General features: G+C 68.4%; 13 protein-coding genes and 3 pseudogenes. 5 read left to right on the plus strand and 11 right to left on the minus strand.

The genetic code is table 11. From position 1 onward, the window contains the following. Positions 1 to 574 precede the first annotated feature (574 nt). A pseudogene (locus ACIBTS_RS44845) lies at positions 575 to 688 on the plus strand (VapC toxin family PIN domain ribonuclease); the annotation flags it as partial. Positions 689 to 1,392: 704 nt separating this feature from the next. On the opposite strand, the gene ACIBTS_RS44850 reads toward ACIBTS_RS44845, so the two are convergent. Both ACIBTS_RS44850 and ACIBTS_RS44855 read right to left on the minus strand, forming a co-directional pair. Next, positions 1,393 to 2,085, minus strand: a complete 693-nt coding sequence (locus tag ACIBTS_RS44850) for a response regulator (RefSeq protein ID WP_316770436.1) — start codon at positions 2,083 to 2,085, stop codon at positions 1,393 to 1,395. Next, positions 2,082 to 3,731, minus strand: coding sequence for an ATP-binding protein (locus ACIBTS_RS44855; protein WP_399327099.1), 1,650 nt, complete (start codon positions 3,729 to 3,731; stop codon positions 2,082 to 2,084). Before ACIBTS_RS44855 ends, ACIBTS_RS44850 begins: the two co-directional genes overlap by 4 nt. 98 nt (positions 3,732 to 3,829) lie before the next feature. On the opposite strand from ACIBTS_RS44855, the gene ACIBTS_RS44860 reads away from it, so the two are divergent. The 3 genes from ACIBTS_RS44860 to ACIBTS_RS44870 all read left to right on the plus strand — a co-directional run bounded on the left by ACIBTS_RS44860 (position 3,830) and on the right by ACIBTS_RS44870 (position 6,949). Next, positions 3,830 to 4,816 (plus strand): Bug family tripartite tricarboxylate transporter substrate binding protein, encoded by a 987-nt coding sequence (locus ACIBTS_RS44860; RefSeq protein ID WP_399327101.1) that lies wholly within the window; start codon positions 3,830 to 3,832, stop codon positions 4,814 to 4,816. A gap of 102 nt (positions 4,817 to 4,918) precedes the next feature. Continuing rightward, positions 4,919 to 6,364, plus strand: a complete 1,446-nt coding sequence (locus ACIBTS_RS44865) for a GntP family permease (protein WP_399327103.1) — start codon at positions 4,919 to 4,921, stop codon at positions 6,362 to 6,364. Positions 6,365 to 6,619: 255 nt separating this feature from the next. Then, positions 6,620 to 6,949 (plus strand): barstar family protein, encoded by a 330-nt coding sequence (locus ACIBTS_RS44870; RefSeq protein WP_390667783.1) that lies wholly within the window; start codon positions 6,620 to 6,622, stop codon positions 6,947 to 6,949. Between the two features lie 118 nt (positions 6,950 to 7,067). On the opposite strand, the gene ACIBTS_RS44875 is transcribed toward ACIBTS_RS44870, so the two are convergent. The 9 genes and pseudogenes from ACIBTS_RS44875 to ACIBTS_RS44915 all read right to left on the minus strand — a co-directional run bounded on the left by ACIBTS_RS44875 (position 7,068) and on the right by ACIBTS_RS44915 (position 13,097). Continuing rightward, positions 7,068 to 7,730, minus strand: coding sequence for a response regulator (locus tag ACIBTS_RS44875; protein ID WP_399327105.1), 663 nt, complete (start codon positions 7,728 to 7,730; stop codon positions 7,068 to 7,070). Next, a complete protein-coding gene (locus tag ACIBTS_RS44880; RefSeq protein WP_399327107.1) occupies positions 7,727 to 8,920 on the minus strand; it encodes a histidine kinase in 1,194 nt (397 codons plus the stop codon). Before ACIBTS_RS44880 ends, ACIBTS_RS44875 begins: the two co-directional genes overlap by 4 nt. A 93-nt stretch (positions 8,921 to 9,013) precedes the next feature. Next, positions 9,014 to 9,343: pseudogene (locus tag ACIBTS_RS44885) on the minus strand (ABC transporter substrate-binding protein); the annotation flags it as partial. Between the two features lie 105 nt (positions 9,344 to 9,448). Further along, positions 9,449 to 9,586, minus strand: a pseudogene (locus tag ACIBTS_RS44890) (TetR/AcrR family transcriptional regulator); the annotation flags it as partial. Further along, positions 9,583 to 9,798 (minus strand): helix-turn-helix domain-containing protein, encoded by a 216-nt coding sequence (locus tag ACIBTS_RS44895; RefSeq protein WP_399327152.1) that lies wholly within the window; start codon positions 9,796 to 9,798, stop codon positions 9,583 to 9,585. The pseudogene ACIBTS_RS44890 and the gene ACIBTS_RS44895, both read right to left, overlap by 4 nt. An 8-nt stretch (positions 9,799 to 9,806) precedes the next feature. After that, positions 9,807 to 10,550, minus strand: a complete 744-nt coding sequence (locus ACIBTS_RS44900) for an SDR family oxidoreductase (RefSeq protein ID WP_399327109.1) — start codon at positions 10,548 to 10,550, stop codon at positions 9,807 to 9,809. A gap of 267 nt (positions 10,551 to 10,817) precedes the next feature. Next, the gene (locus ACIBTS_RS44905) at positions 10,818 to 11,039 is read right to left on the minus strand and encodes a non-oxidative hydroxyarylic acid decarboxylases subunit D (protein ID WP_399327111.1); all 222 of its coding nucleotides are present in this window, start codon (positions 11,037 to 11,039) and stop codon (positions 10,818 to 10,820) included. Then, positions 11,036 to 12,463: a non-oxidative hydroxyarylic acid decarboxylases subunit C gene (locus ACIBTS_RS44910; protein WP_399327113.1), complete on the minus strand. Its 1,428-nt coding sequence runs from the start codon at positions 12,461 to 12,463 to the stop codon at positions 11,036 to 11,038. The genes ACIBTS_RS44905 and ACIBTS_RS44910 overlap by 4 nt, the downstream gene beginning before the upstream one ends. Then, positions 12,447 to 13,097 (minus strand): non-oxidative hydroxyarylic acid decarboxylases subunit B, encoded by a 651-nt coding sequence (locus ACIBTS_RS44915; RefSeq protein WP_399327115.1) that lies wholly within the window; start codon positions 13,095 to 13,097, stop codon positions 12,447 to 12,449. Before ACIBTS_RS44915 ends, ACIBTS_RS44910 begins: the two co-directional genes overlap by 17 nt. Positions 13,098 to 13,339: 242 nt before the next feature. Between ACIBTS_RS44915 and ACIBTS_RS44920 the strand changes: the two genes are divergently transcribed. Beyond that, positions 13,340 to 13,696 carry a MarR family winged helix-turn-helix transcriptional regulator gene (locus ACIBTS_RS44920; protein ID WP_399327117.1) on the plus strand — a complete coding sequence of 119 codons (357 nt, stop codon included), beginning with the start codon at positions 13,340 to 13,342 and terminating at the stop codon, positions 13,694 to 13,696. The last annotated feature ends 106 nt before the right edge of the window (positions 13,697 to 13,802 follow it).

Below are 13,802 nucleotides of genomic sequence, written 5' to 3' on the forward strand. Positions count from 1 at the left end.
CCGGGAGAGGGGACTATCCACAGGTTTGAACGCGCGCCAGGGCGCTTCGCCACCGGAGTGGCCGTCGTGCCTGCTCCCACTTGTCCATGACCGGACTGACGCATCGGGGCTGTACCTCGTGGCTACTGCGGCCCGTACTGGTGGACCGCATGCGACGCACTCGGGACGGGCCGCCTGCACACGGCCGCCCCCAGCCGCGACCGCCTGCGCTGAGGCCGCCCAGAGCCCGGACTGCCAGCCCTCATGCCTCAGTGGCATGCCCCACGGGAACAGGTGCCCACGGGAAAGGCCGGGGCCGTTTTCAGTACGGGCAGTTTCTTCCTCACTCCGACCGATCTCGGCTACAGCTCAGTGATCCGGGGGAACTCAGACCACAGCCGTCGGCTGCCACACCGCGTCGACTCCCCTACCCGCCCATGGGCGGCGTCAACGGCCTGACTGCGGAACTGCTCCTTCCGTTTCCCTGCGTCCTGCGAGCGTCCCGAATTCAGTGCCCATCCAGCCGCAGGGGCCACATGCAGCGGGTTCACTACCTACAGCCTGGAGCATCCACACAGGTCAGAGCCATTCGTACGTGGCCGCAGCCGCGGAAGAGGCGGGACTCACCCTCCTCCACTACGACCGCGACTTCGAAACCATCGCGCGCACGACAGGCCAGCCGGTCCGCACGATCTACCTCAGGCAGTAGAGCTCGCGCGGTACCGACGGGCACCGAGCCTCTCACCACCCCGGCAGCCTGGCGGTCAGTCCGCGGTGCCCTGGGCCGTCTCCCGACACCCAGGGGGTCGCCGGGCGACACCACTTCCGGATCCTCGCGTCCAGCCAGCGTCCAGAATTCGACGTCCGGACGCCCGCACAGCCCACCCACGACGCCGTCCTCCACTCGTGGGCTGACACGTCTGCGCAGGTCAGAGTGACCTCAACCCACACAGATGGCAAAGGAGTCGAACTCACGAGCAGCGGATTCAGCCCCGTGGACCAACGCCCTGAATCCGCAACCCCAGATGAGGCGTTTCCGCAGGTCAAAGCCCTGCGCAGTGGGGTGGGTGGGACTCGAACCCACGGCCGACGGATTATGAGTCCTTTGAGGATCTTGGCGACCCTTGTCGATCAATGCCAATCTTGGCCGTTTTCCCAGCTCAGGAGCGGTTTGACACCTCACCCCTTCTCAGCCCTTGTCGGTCTTTTCCGATCCTTGTGACCAACCTGCGTCCAGAACGCGTCCTGGAAGGACGAACCCAACCAGCTTCCGCGCCTCGAAACTCGCCCGCAGCGGATTCACCTTCCAGCGCACAGAGGCTCCGCCTCGGAACTCGGGGCGGAGTCTGATTCGAAAATCCCCCTACGTCGCACTTCAGACCGATTCCGATGATGGGAGGGACACTCTCTTTCTCACCCTCGCCAGCCATAGCGCCGCTCGGGCCGGCCGGCCGCGCCGTAGCGCAGGGCGACGGCCGCCGTGCCGGTGGTGTGGAAGTGCTCCAGGTAACGGCGGGCGCTGACACGGGAGATACCGGTGGCGGCCGCGCATTCGGCGGCCGACAGGGTGCCGTCCGCATCGCGAAGCGTGCGTTGGACGAGGTCGGCGGTCTCCACGCTCAGGCCCTTCGGGAGTCCGGCGACAGCAGCGGGGACAGACCCTGCGGACAGAGCCCGGTCGATGTCGGCCTGGCCGCGCACCACCGTGGTGAGAAGCCGGCCGCGCCGTGCGGCGTACCGGTCCAGGCGGGGCTTCAGGTCCTCATAGTCGAAGGGTTTGAGGAGGTAGTCCACGACACCGTGGCGGACCGCGCCGCGCACGGTGTCGGCCTCGCGCGCGGCACTGATGACCATGATGTCGCAGTCGTGTCCCGCGGTGCGCAGCCGCGGGATGACGTCCAGGCCGAAGACATCGGGGAGATAAAGATCGAGGAGAACGAGATCCGGGCGCAGTTCGTCGACTGCGGTGATGGCCTGCTCACCCGTGCCCGCGGTGCCGACGACCCTGAACGCAGGCACCCGCTCGACGAAGGTGCGGTGGACCCGAGCCACCATGAAGTCGTCGTCGACGACGAGAACGTCGATCGTGCCGGAGGTGTCCGTCAACGTGCTGCTCCTTCCTCGATTGCTTCCGTTGAGTGGCTCACGGACATGCGCGCGGTGAACCGGGCGCCTTCGGCGGTGTTGGTCACCCTGATCTCCCCGCCCCGTCGTTCACAGACGAGCTGGGTGAGTGCAAGGCCGATACCCCGCTCGCCCTCCGCGGCGGCCTTGGTGGTGAAACCGTGGTGGAAGACCTCCTGGGCGAGTTCGGGAGCCACGCCCGGGCCCGAGTCGCACACCACGATCTCCACGCTGGACGCGTCCTGCCGGAGTTCGACCTCGATCCAGGGTTCCCGGTCGTCGAGGCCGCTTCCGGCTGCGGCGTCGATGGCGTTGTCGACCAGGTTGCCGACCACGGTCGCCACGTCGGCGGCGTCCTCCGAAGCGAGCCGGCCGAGGGAGGTGACGTCCGAGATCTTCAGGGTGATCCTGCGTTCGGCCGCGAGGGAGTCCTTCGCCATGAGGAGGGCGGCGACGGCCGGATCGTGGATGCGGCGGCCGATGGTCATGTCCAGGGACTGGCGGCGCCGGGTGAGCGCCCGGACGTAGCGTACGACCTCGTCCTGCTCGCCGATCTGGATGAGTCCGGAGATGGTGTGCAGCTGGTTGGCGAACTCGTGTGTCTGGGCCCGTAGCAGCTCGGACGTGCTGCGGAAGGAGCCGATCTCGCGTTCCAGCCGAGCCAGTTCGGTGCGGTCCCGCAGCGTGGTGACCGAGCCGAGCAGGCGGTCGTTCTTCGTGACGGTCATCCTGTTCATCACCAGCACGCGACCGTGCCGGATGACCACTTCGTCGGGCCCGTGCTCCGCTTCGGGCCGGGTGCCGGTGAGTACGTCGTGAAGACGGCCGTCGATGCCGAGCTCGCCCAGCGTACGGCCCACGCACTCCTCGGGCAGGTCCAGCAGCTGTCTGCCCACCTCGTTCACCAGGGTGAGGCGCTGCTGGGGATCCAGGGCGACCACGCCCTCGGCGATCCCGTACAGCATGGCCTCGCGGTGTTCGGCGAGCCCGGTGATCTCTCGCGGCTCCAGACCGAGCGTCTGCCGTTTGACCCGTCGGGCCAGCAGCCAGGAGCCGGCGAGGCCCAGCCCGCTGGCGATGCCCAGGTAGGCGAGGAGATAGGAAGAAGCACCGCTGAGCCGCTGCCACACCGTCGGGGACGCCTCCCCGATCATGACGGTGCCCAGGGTGCGCCCCAGGCCCCCGCTCGCCGCGCCGAGCACCGGCACCTGCGCCACCAGTTCGCGGCTGCCGTCCCAGGTGAGCGAGCCGGACCAGCCCCGTCCGCGGGCCACCCCCGGTCCGAGCCGCAGCCGGTCACCGATGACCGTCGGGTTGGTCGAACTGACGATGCGACCGGAGGAGTCGGCGATCGTCACGGAGGTGATCCCGGACTGCACCAGCGTGGAGTGCGTCAGCGGGGCCAGCGTCTCCTCCGGCGCCGGTCGTGGGAGCTGGTTGCGCACCAGTGGATTGGCGGCCAACTGCTCGGCCAGCGCACTCACGCGGCGGCCCTCGACCCGGCTGAAGGTGGCCTCCGACTGGGCGAGCGAGAGCGCCGCGACCGCCAGCAGCACGACCACGACGATGGCGAGCTGCAACGCCAGCATCTCGCCCGCGAGGGTATGACGCCGAAAACTGGTGACCACAACGAACTCAATCTCTACTGCTGACACAAACTGGGCGGCTCGCACCACGGGCCGCACAATCATGACGTCCATCCCGACGGCTGCGGAAGAGAGGTGCCATGAGAGGTCGCTCGCACGCCCTTCGCGGCGCCCTCCTCGCGCTGTCACTGTTTCTCGTCACCGGTTGCCAGGTGCTGCCCGACGGGGAAGGGGCCGACACCGGGCTGCGGATCATGGTTCCGAACACCCCCGGTGGCGGCTACGACACCACGGCCCGCACAGTGGCCCGAGTGCTGCAGGAGACCGGTGTGGACTCCGGCGTGCAGGTCTTCAACCTGCCGGGAGCAGGCGGCACGGTCGGCCTGCAGCGCATCGTGAACGAGCGGGGCAACGGCCGGCTCGTTCTGCAGATGGGTCTCGGAGTGATCGGTGCGTCGCACGTGGCACACGCGAAGGCGTCCGTCATCGAGACCACTCCGCTGGCCCGGCTGGTCGAGGAGGCCGGCGCGGTGGTCGTGCGCCGTGACTCGTCCTACCGGTCGATCGACGATGCGATTGCCGCCTGGAAGAGGAATCCCGCGAGCCTGAAGGTCGGGGGCGGGTCCTCACCCGGCGGACCGGACCACCTGCTGGCCATGGAGCTGGCCAAGGCCGTCGGTATCAAGCCGCATCGGGTCGGCTACGTCGCCTATGGCGGCGGTGGCGGCGACCTGCTGCCCGGTCTCCTCGACGGCAAGGTCGACTTCGCCACCACCGGGTTCGGCGAGTTCCTCGACCAGATCGACGCCAGTCAGCTCAGGGTCCTGGCGGTGACCAGCCCACGACCGATCGACGCACTGCCCGGAGTACCGACCCTCAAGGCGTCCGGCATCGACCTGGTCTTCAGCAACTGGCGGGGAGTCGTGGCGCCGCCCGGCATCAAAGGCGCCGACCGGAAGCGGTGGATCGAAGCGCTGACCGCGATGCACCGGTCCCGGCAATGGAAAGCGGAACTCCGCCGCCATGGCTGGACCGACGCGTTCACCACCGGCGACGCCTTCGCCGCGTACCTGTCCGAACAGGACACATCTGTGGCCCGTCTCGTCAGGGATCTCGGACTGGACTGACCGGGCTACCGCCCGCCCCTCCTGACACCAGCCGCACAAACACCCTTCCGCGCTGCGGCTCACTTCGCCATGCCCATCACCTGTCCGTCGAAAGGCACCCGCATGACCACGCACACCTGGTGGTTGCTGCTCATCCTCACCATCGCGATCACGGCCCTGATCTACCTCATCAACTCCCGCTTGCGCATCCATCCGTTCGTCGCGCTCATCGTCGTCGCTGTCGGCACCGGCCTCGCCGCCGGTGAGCCCGCCGCCAAACTGGTGGAGTCCCTTGAGGACGGTGCCGGCGGCACCCTCGGGGACGTGGGCATCACACTGGCCCTGGGCGCCATGCTCGGGCGCCTGCTGTCCGACTCGGGCGCCACCGACGCCCTCGCCCACGCCCTGATCGACCGCTCCAGTACCCAAAGGCTGCCTTGGCTGGTCACGGCCGCGGCGTTCGTGATCGGCATCCCGATGTTCTTCGAGGTCGGCCTGATCGTGCTGCTGCCGCTGATCTTCAGCGTGGCGCGCCGGCTGGAGGCCCAGGGCGGCACGAAGGGCTCCCCCTACGTCCTGCTCGGCGTACCGGCCATCGCCGCGCTGTCCACCCTGCACGGCATGCTGCCGCCGCACCCGGGGCCGCTCACCGCCATGACCGGTCTCCACGCCGACCTGGGCCTCACCATGGTCGTCGGCTTCGTCTGCGCCGTCCCCACCGTGATCCTGGCCGGCCCCGTCTACGCCCGGTGGATCGCGCCGCGCCTTGCCGAGGTCCGCCCGGACGAGGCTCTTGTCGCGCAGTTCACGGGTGCGTCGCAGTCCGTCCGAGAGAAGTCGCCCGTCAGCGTGACGGCCGGCGCTCCGAATGCGTCATCGGCGGATACGGACGTCACCTCCCGTTCCCGGATACCGACCGGGCTGGCCATCACCGCGGTGCTCGTCCCTGTCGCCCTCATGCTGCTGCGTACCCTCGCCGAAACGGTGCTCGACGAGACGAGCACCGTGGGTTCCGCGCTGACCTTCCTGGGCGAACCCGTCGTGGCGATGCTCGCCGGGCTGCTCTTCGCTCTCGGCGTGACCACTCTGGGCACGGGCCGCTCCGGCGAGGAGGTCCGCGCATCCCTGACGGACAGCCTGAAGTCCATCGCCGCCATCCTGCTCATCATCGGTGGCGGTGGTGCGTTCAAGCAGGTTCTCCAGGACTCCGGCATCGGCGACGCGATCGCCTCCGCCGCCGAGGGGGCGCATCTGAACGTCATCGTGCTGGGCTGGCTGATCGCACTCCTGCTGTCGCTGACCACCGGTTCCGCCACCGTCGGCATCGTCTCCGCCACCGGCATCATCGCCCCCATGGTCAGCGGAGGCGGCCTGGAGGCATCGCTGCTCGTGGTGGCCATCGGGGCAGGCTCCCTCGGGCTGAACTACGTGAACCACGCCGGCTTCTGGCTGGTCAAGGAATCCTTCGGCATGGATCTCACCCAAGCCACCAAGACGCAGACGGTGGTGCAGACCCTGGTCAGCGTGCTGGGTTTGGGCATGGCCCTCCTGTTGTCCGTCTTTGCGTAGGAAGTGGACCGACCCGCACCGCGTCGGCCCACTGGGTCGGGAAATCCGCGAGACGCGCCGCGCATCGAAAGCCGCTCTCAGTGCGCCGCGTAGCGAGGAGGGCGGTGCCGGACCATGACAGTCCGGCACCGCCCTCCCACCGAACCTGTCAACGTTCACGTGGCAGGTCGAGCACCGCTCGATAGATGAGCAACGTGGCTCCGGAGCATCGCAGTTGAGCCGTCCGACGCCTTGATCAACGGATCGAGGACCCGAATGGGCGCCCGGCTCGGATTCCCGGACTGGTTCGGCCACCACTGGGATGCCTTCCTCGACTGCCTGCGCACGGTGGTGGACAACGCGGACCACGACCTGACGGTCGTCGTCCGAGAGGCCGGCGAGTTGCTCACCGACGAGCAGCCGGGCGTGCTGGGAATCTTTCTGGCCGTCCTGAGTCAGGTGAGGGATCGGCCCGGCACGGCACCTGGCTCGTCATTGCTCGTGGCCGACGCTTCCGACCGTCTGTCCGGTCTGGCACGGCGCATGACAGGGGCCGGCTGCTCCGTGGATCTCGACGGCGGCTGGAGTGCTTCTGCGTCCTTCTGATCAGCACGGCCACGGAGCTGACCGGCGCGAGCCGGGACTCACGCCGAAGGGGTGCCTCTCACGAGAGTGGTGCCCCTTCCGGCATGCAACGGTCGGACACGCGGTATCCCCCGAACGGTCAGCCCACGTCCAGTTCGAGCAGTCCTAGCCGCACAGCCTCACTGACCGTGCCGGCCCGGTTCTCGGTGCCGAGCTTGCGATAGATCCTGACCAGGTGGGTCTTGACCGTGGCTTCCGTGACGAACAGGGCCGAGGCGATGGCCCGGTTGCTGAGCCCCTCGGCGAGCAGTCGAACGACCTCGGACTCACGATCGGTGAACACGGGCCCCGGTTCGGCGGGCCGACCCACGAGGCGAGCCGCCGCCTCGGGGGCCAAGCCCATGCCGCCGGCAGCTGCGGCGCGCACGGCACGGAACAGCTCCTCGGGCGGGCCGGCCTTGAGGATGTAGCCCCGGGCGCCTGCCTCGACGGCGCGGACGACATCGCCACGGCCGCTGTAGCTGGTCAGCACGACGACATGGACGCCCGGTGCGGCGGCGGTGATACGGCGTGTCGCCTCGATCCCGCTGAAGCCGTCGTCCGACGTTGCGCCGTCCGTCAGCCGCAGGTCCATGAGCACCACGTCGGGCCGCAGTCGCTGGGCCAGCCGTACGGCCTCCCTGCCATCGCCCGTCTCGGCTATCACATCGAGGCCTGGCTCGCCCTCCAAGAGAGCACGCAGACCGGCTCGTACAACGGTGTGGTCGTCGACGATCAGCACCCGCAGCGTCTTCTCGGTCACGAGGCGCCGACCAGGTCGCGGTCGGCCACCGGCAGTACGGCCCGGACGCTGGTGCCGTGGCCCGGGGTGCTGTCGACGGTGAGCGTGCCGCCGAGGGAGCTCAGGCGTTCCCTGGCGGCGACCAGTCCGAACCCCCGGTTCGGGCTTACGGGTTGAGCGATCCGTTGGTCGAAGCCCCGTCCGTTGTCACGGACTTCGACAGCCGCCCAGCCGTCCCCGTGGGCGAGAGTGACATGGACGTGGGTCGCCCGGGCGTGTTCGCGGGCATTGGCGAGCAGGCCCTGAGCCACGCGCAGCAGCGTCACGGCACGTTCGGTGGGCAGGAGGTGAGGTGCTCCTTCCGCACGAAAGGCGACGTGCGGTGCGGTGGTGGCGGACTGCAGGCGGGTGCACAGCCCGCGCAGGGCGGTTTCCAGGTCGTCCCGCTCCAGGGCGGGCGGTGTGAGGTCGCTGATGATGCTCCGGGTCTCCTCCAGGTGCGCGCCGAGGGCCTGGGAGACAGCACGCACCTGGCGCAGGGCGGCGTCCGGGCTGCGTTGCCAGTCCCGCTCGGCGGCCTGAAGGAGCATGCGGCTGCCCGCGAGTTCCTGAGCGAGGGTGTCGTGCAGGTCCCGGGCGATTCGCGCCCGCTCGGCGAGCCGTCCGGCCTCACGCTGACGGTTCGCCAACTCACCGCGTGTGGACTCCAGTTGGCTGTTCAAACGTTGCTGGGAACGGTAGAGGACGACCGTGGCGCCAAGGGCGGCGAGCGGGGGCCCCAGCACATCGGCGTCGACGCCGCCGATCCGTACCAGCGAGGCGAGCAGCCCGGCCGTGATCGCGCCCACCGTCGCGACCGTCACCCCGCGCCCGGGCATCCGCAGTGCCAGCACCGCCAGCGGAACAGCGAGCCATGTGTAGGCGAAGGCGAGTGGTACCGGGATCTCCCAGGAGGTCCAGGCCCACAGAAGTACCAGCGTCCACAGCCAGACCGGCCGTCCCGCGGCACCGAAACGGTCCCAGCGGGCCGGCCCGGCCATGTAGAGCAGGCCGAGGGCGGCGGTAGCCGGTGCGACCCTCCAGCACAACTCGCTGTTCAGCTCGACGAGCCGCACGAGAGTGCCCGCGACCGGAAGCAGGAAGACCAGGTGCGCGAAGTGCCCCACGGTCGGGAACTGCCGTCGCTGAGCGACGGGATGGGAAGGGGACACACGGGCTCCCTGCGGCGGGCCGAACGCAGTCGACAACGGTGCCAGGAGTGTAGGACGCGTCTGTGTGCCCCCGGTAAACCACCCTCCACGTGGTCACCGCCCCGGGTGCAGGCCAAACCACCCCGGCGACGGGTCGCCCTTGACCTCACCGAAGTACAGGGCGAAGGTCTGCTTCAGCCGCTCGACCTCGGCCCGGTCCTCCATGAACTCCGGGAAGTCGTCGACGTGAGCGTTCGGGAAGTCCCAGACGGGCTTGAGGCTCGCGTTCGGAGTGATGTCCTCGCGGACCGACCAGCCGTTGAAGGCCGCTTTCTGGCGAGCCTCGGACAGTTGCCAGTTCATGTAGAGCTTGGCCGCTGCCGGATGAGCGGCCTGCTTGAGGATCGCAGCGCGCTGGCCCCAGGCCATGAAGGGCGCATCCTCCGGTGCGGATGCCGTCTGCGTCTGTCGGTCGGTAGAACGGGAGATGAGGGTGCCGGCTTGCACTTCGGCCTCGAGGTAGTCGCAGAGCCGGTCGAAGAAGGGGCCGCGATCGACGGCTGAGCCGGTGCCGACGATGTCAGCGAGTTCCGGCGTCTGGGGAAGCTCGGTGCTGATGAGGCGGCACAGCGCCGCCGTGCCGGGCCGCGAGACCAGGCAGGTGTAGTCGCGGCCGATGTGAGTCAGGCCGTTCCGGGGATCGCCGGGCGGAGGCGGCTCGACGTACTGCGCATGAAGAGGGTGCCGGTGGAGACGCGGGCCTCCCTGGTGATCTGGGCCAGGGAGGTCTTGTCGTATCCCTGGGCGAGGAAGAGGTCGCGGGCGGCGCGGATGATGCGCGCGTGGTTCTCCGCTTTGATCTGCGCGTGATACCTGGCCTCGCCCGTCTCCCAGCGCACCCTCGCTGTCAGAGGACGGTCTGGCCGCCGTCCAGGACAAGGTCCTGGCCCACGGTGAAGGCCGAGGCATCGGAGGCCAGGTACACGACGGCTTCCGCGATCTCTCCGGGCATACCCATGCGTCCCACAGGGATGCCGGAGCTGATCGCCTCCAGCATCGCCGCGCGCTGCTCTCCGAACTTGGAGTACAGCGGGGTGTCCACCGGCCCAGGGCTGATCGCGTTGAACCGGATGCCGTGCGACTTGAGCAGGTCCGCGTTCCACGACCGCATCAGGGAGCTGACAGCCGCCTTCGTCGCGGCGTAGGCGTTCGACCGCCCGTAGCCGCCGTGCGCGCTGGCGGACGAGTTGAGGATGACCGAGGACGAGTTGGCCAGCACGGGTATCAGGGCCTGCGTGAGGAAGAAGACGCTCTTGACGTTGATGTCGAAGAGCCGGTCGAAACTGTCCTCCGTGTGGTCCTCGAACGGCCGCCAGTCCGAGACGCCGGCGTTCAAAAAGGCCACGTCCAGCTCTCCGAAGTGCTCACGCACCCGCTCCGCCAGGCCGCGCTGCGCATCGAGGTCGCGCGCATCCGCCCGGACCACCGGCACCCTGTCCCCGAGGACCTGTCGCGCCTTGTCGATGCTGGCCGGGGTTACGCCTGTGACCAGCACGTCCGCCCCCTCCGCGACAAAACGCTGCGCGGTCTCCAGACCGATCCCGCTCGTGCCGCCGGTGATGAGGGCGCGCTTGCCCGCAAGACGATTCATGTGTCTGTTCCTTGTCGAGACGCGAGATAAGTCGATGGACTTACCAAGTGGGGGTAGCTGCTGCACTCCCCCCTCATGGCAAGTGGATCCACTTGCCATCAAGGGAGATTTGTTGATCACGTGGACGTGAGCGAGGTGCCGCGCATGCGTGAGCTGCCGGAACCCACCGACTGTTCACCGGCCCTTGCCGCAACCGCCCAGGACCTGTCGGCGGTTCGGGGGCTGCACGCCGGCGTCACGCCCGATGATCACGACTCGATACGCGCCCTAGACGAGGCGCGGGGCGTGCTGGATGTCGTCGGGGGTGATGCGGAAGTCGTCGGGATAGGCATCGGGGTCGGCGGCGGCGGGTTCGGTGGACCGCCAGGCGTACCAGCACCGGGAGCAGGAGCGCATGACCCAGTGCCCGGGGACGGGCGACTCGGCGACCAGGCTGATGTCCGGCGAGCTGCAGCGGGGGCAGGTGTGGGGTGTGGTTGCGGCGGTCATCGCAGCATCTCCTTGAGGGTGCGCTCCCAGTCGGCGGTCTCCGGGTAGGGGGTGATGAGCTGGTCGTCCTCACCGCGGATGTCCGGGGGCCTGGGGGTCGTGGCGTCCAGGATGAGGCGGGTCGTGATTCCCTGGGGATCGCTGGCGGGGTCCAGGGGGTTGCCGAACATCCGCGGGATGCTGATGGCGTCGTGCTGGGGGTTGAACTTCACGGACAGGGCCCACATGACCTGTTCCAGGTTGAACGGGTCGACGGTCTCGTCCACGACGACGACGAGCTTGGAGTAGCCGATGCCGTGCGGGGTCGTCAGCGCGCGCAGGCCGACGACGCGACCGAACCCGCCGTGGCGAACCTTGGTGGAAATGATGTTGACCATGCCATGGGTGTACATGGCGTTGACGGCCTGGACCTCGGGGAATGCCTCCTTGAGCTGCCGGTAGATCGGCACGGAGGTGTTGAGTGCCATCAGGTAGTCGATCTCGGTCCAGGGGAGGCCGAGGTAGAGGTGTTCGAAGATCGGGTTGCGGCGCATGTGGACGCGGTGGACCTTGACGACGGGCAGGGCGCGGCCGCCGGAGTAGTGGCCGGTGAACGCGCCGAAGGGGCCTTCGAACTCGCGGTCTCCGTAGAGGACTTCGCCTTCCAGGACGACCTCGGATCCCCAGGGCACGTCGAGTCCGGTGTGCGGGGCCTTGACGATCGGGTAGGGGACGCCGCCGCGCCAGGCGCCGGCCATCTCGTACTCGGACTGGTCGTAGGCCAGCGGGGTGCTGGCGACGAGGGTCAGGACGGGGTCGTTGCCGATGGCGATGGCGATCGGCAGGCCGGTCTTCTTGCCGTCGGAGGCCATGATGTGGTGGCCGAAGTCGTGCGGGGGTCCGGACTGCAGGCCGAGGTGGTCGGGTCCCTTGACCTGCATGCGGTAGATCCCGACGTTCTGCTTGCCGAAATTGTCCGGGTCGGCGGAGTCGCGGGTGATGACGGCTGCCTTGTCGATGTACGGGCCGCCGTCGGCGGGGTTGAGGCGGAAGACCGGCAGCAGCTCGAAGAGGTTGATGTCCTCGGAGATGGTGATCTCCTGCCACGGTGCCTCGGTGCGGCGGTCGACCGGCACAGGGAACTTCTGCCAGCGGTCACCGAGCTCGAAGAACTGCTTTTTGAGGGAGGTCTCCTTGGGAAGGCCGAGCATCAGTGCGTGGTTGGCCCAGGAGCCGTGGACGTTGAGCGCGACGCGTGCATCACTGAAGCCCTTGATGTTCTCGAACAGCAGGGCCGGTGCCGTGTTGCCGTCGAGGTTGGCGACGGCACGGCCGGCAGCGCCGAGATCGGGCTCGGGCTTGACTTCACGGTCGATGCGCAGCAGCTGCTTGTCGGCTTCGAGCGCGCTCAGGAAGCTGCGCAGATCGTCATAGGGCGCTTGCATGAGATACCTCCCGGGAGGCGGGTGCGTCTCCCTCGATGCAGATGAGGCTTGGGGTGGCGGGAGCGTTCTTCCGAGGCGGCGGGCCTTCCCAGCGGGGAGTGTCGGACAGTTCCAGGTCGAACTGGTCCAGCAGCCGCGCGACCGTGTGGTCGACGATCTCGTCGACGGATTCGGGGCGGTGGTAGAAGGCCGGCATGGGCGGCACGATGGAGGCGCCCATCCGGGACAGGGCCAGCATGTTGTCCAGGTGGATCTCGCTGAGCGGCGTCTCACGGGGTACCAGCACCAGTCGGCGCCGTTCCTTGAGGGTGACGTCGGCGGCCCGGCCGATGAGTCCTTCGCCGTATCCCATGCGGATGGCGGCCACCGTCTTCATGCTGCACGGAGCCACGATCATGCCGTCGGTGCGGAACGATCCGCTGGAGATGGCGGCGGCCTGGTCCTTCGGGCCGTAGGTCCGCGTGGCAAGTGCACGGACGTCGTGGACGGAGTAGTCGGACTCCATCTCGATCGTGGCTCTGGCCCACTGGCTGAGTACGAGATGGGTCTCCACGTCGAGTGTGCGCAGCGCCTCCAGCAGCCGTATGCCGATGATCGCGCCCGTGGCACCGGTCATGCCTACTACCAGTCGCATCGGCCCTCCTTCGAGCAACACTCCGTACCCGGAATGTAAGAACACGGAATGTCCGTGCCTGGACTAAGGTAGAGGCAAGGAAGCGCGAAGCGCAAATGCCGATGCGCAGAAGTGAAGGGCTGGACATGCAGGAGACGAACAGGCCGGGTCGGGCGGGGCTTGACTCTCTCGACCCCCTCAAAGCGACAGGTCACCTGCTGCGACGGGCGAATCAGCGCTTCGCGGCGCTCTGGTCCGGCGCCATGCCTGGAGGCCCGACATCGCCCCAGCTCGCCGTCCTGGCCCTGCTCGCGGACGAGCAGCCGCTGGACCAGCAGACCATCGGGGAACGCGGCGGCTTCGACAAGTCGACCTGCGGCTACCTCATCGACCGCATGGACCGCGCCGGCCTCATCCATGCGGCCATCGACCCCGCCAACCGGCGCCGCAAGCTCGTACACCTCACCCCGGAAGGCCGTAGCACCCTCAACGCAGCACTCCCCGTAATGCGCCAGGTGGAAGACGCCATGACGGCATCACTGACCCAGAGCGAGAGAACTCAACTCAACCGCCTGCTCGCCAAAATGCTCACCCTGCAGGGCGACGGCTCTGCACCCTGAGGTTCCCTCGCGGGGGTGGACCGGGCGCCGAGCCGACACGAAGGCTTTATCCCAACGACGAGCCCGAGAACAACAGTTGAGGTCCTCTCCGTCGGCCACCCCACGT

It is taken from the genome of Streptomyces sp. NPDC050121, assembly GCF_044460385.1.
Taxonomy (GTDB): Bacteria; Actinomycetota; Actinomycetes; order Streptomycetales; family Streptomycetaceae; genus Streptomyces; species Streptomyces soliscabiei.

Coding starts and splice junctions, on each gene's coding strand:
- ACIBTS_RS44915 (WP_399327115.1), bottom strand. CDS start 13,097: ATGCGACTGGTAGTAGGCATGACCGGTGCCACGGGCGCGATCATCGGC.
- ACIBTS_RS44910 (WP_399327113.1), bottom strand. CDS start 12,463: ATGCAAGCGCCCTATGACGATCTGCGCAGCTTCCTGAGCGCGCTCGAA.
- ACIBTS_RS44920 (WP_399327117.1), top strand. CDS start 13,340: ATGCCTGGAGGCCCGACATCGCCCCAGCTCGCCGTCCTGGCCCTGCTC.
- ACIBTS_RS44900 (WP_399327109.1), bottom strand. CDS start 10,550: ATGAATCGTCTTGCGGGCAAGCGCGCCCTCATCACCGGCGGCACGAGC.
- ACIBTS_RS44870 (WP_390667783.1), top strand. CDS start 6,620: ATGGGCGCCCGGCTCGGATTCCCGGACTGGTTCGGCCACCACTGGGAT.
- ACIBTS_RS44865 (WP_399327103.1), top strand. CDS start 4,919: ATGACCACGCACACCTGGTGGTTGCTGCTCATCCTCACCATCGCGATC.
- ACIBTS_RS44905 (WP_399327111.1), bottom strand. CDS start 11,039: ATGACCGCCGCAACCACACCCCACACCTGCCCCCGCTGCAGCTCGCCG.
- ACIBTS_RS44860 (WP_399327101.1), top strand. CDS start 3,830: ATGAGAGGTCGCTCGCACGCCCTTCGCGGCGCCCTCCTCGCGCTGTCA.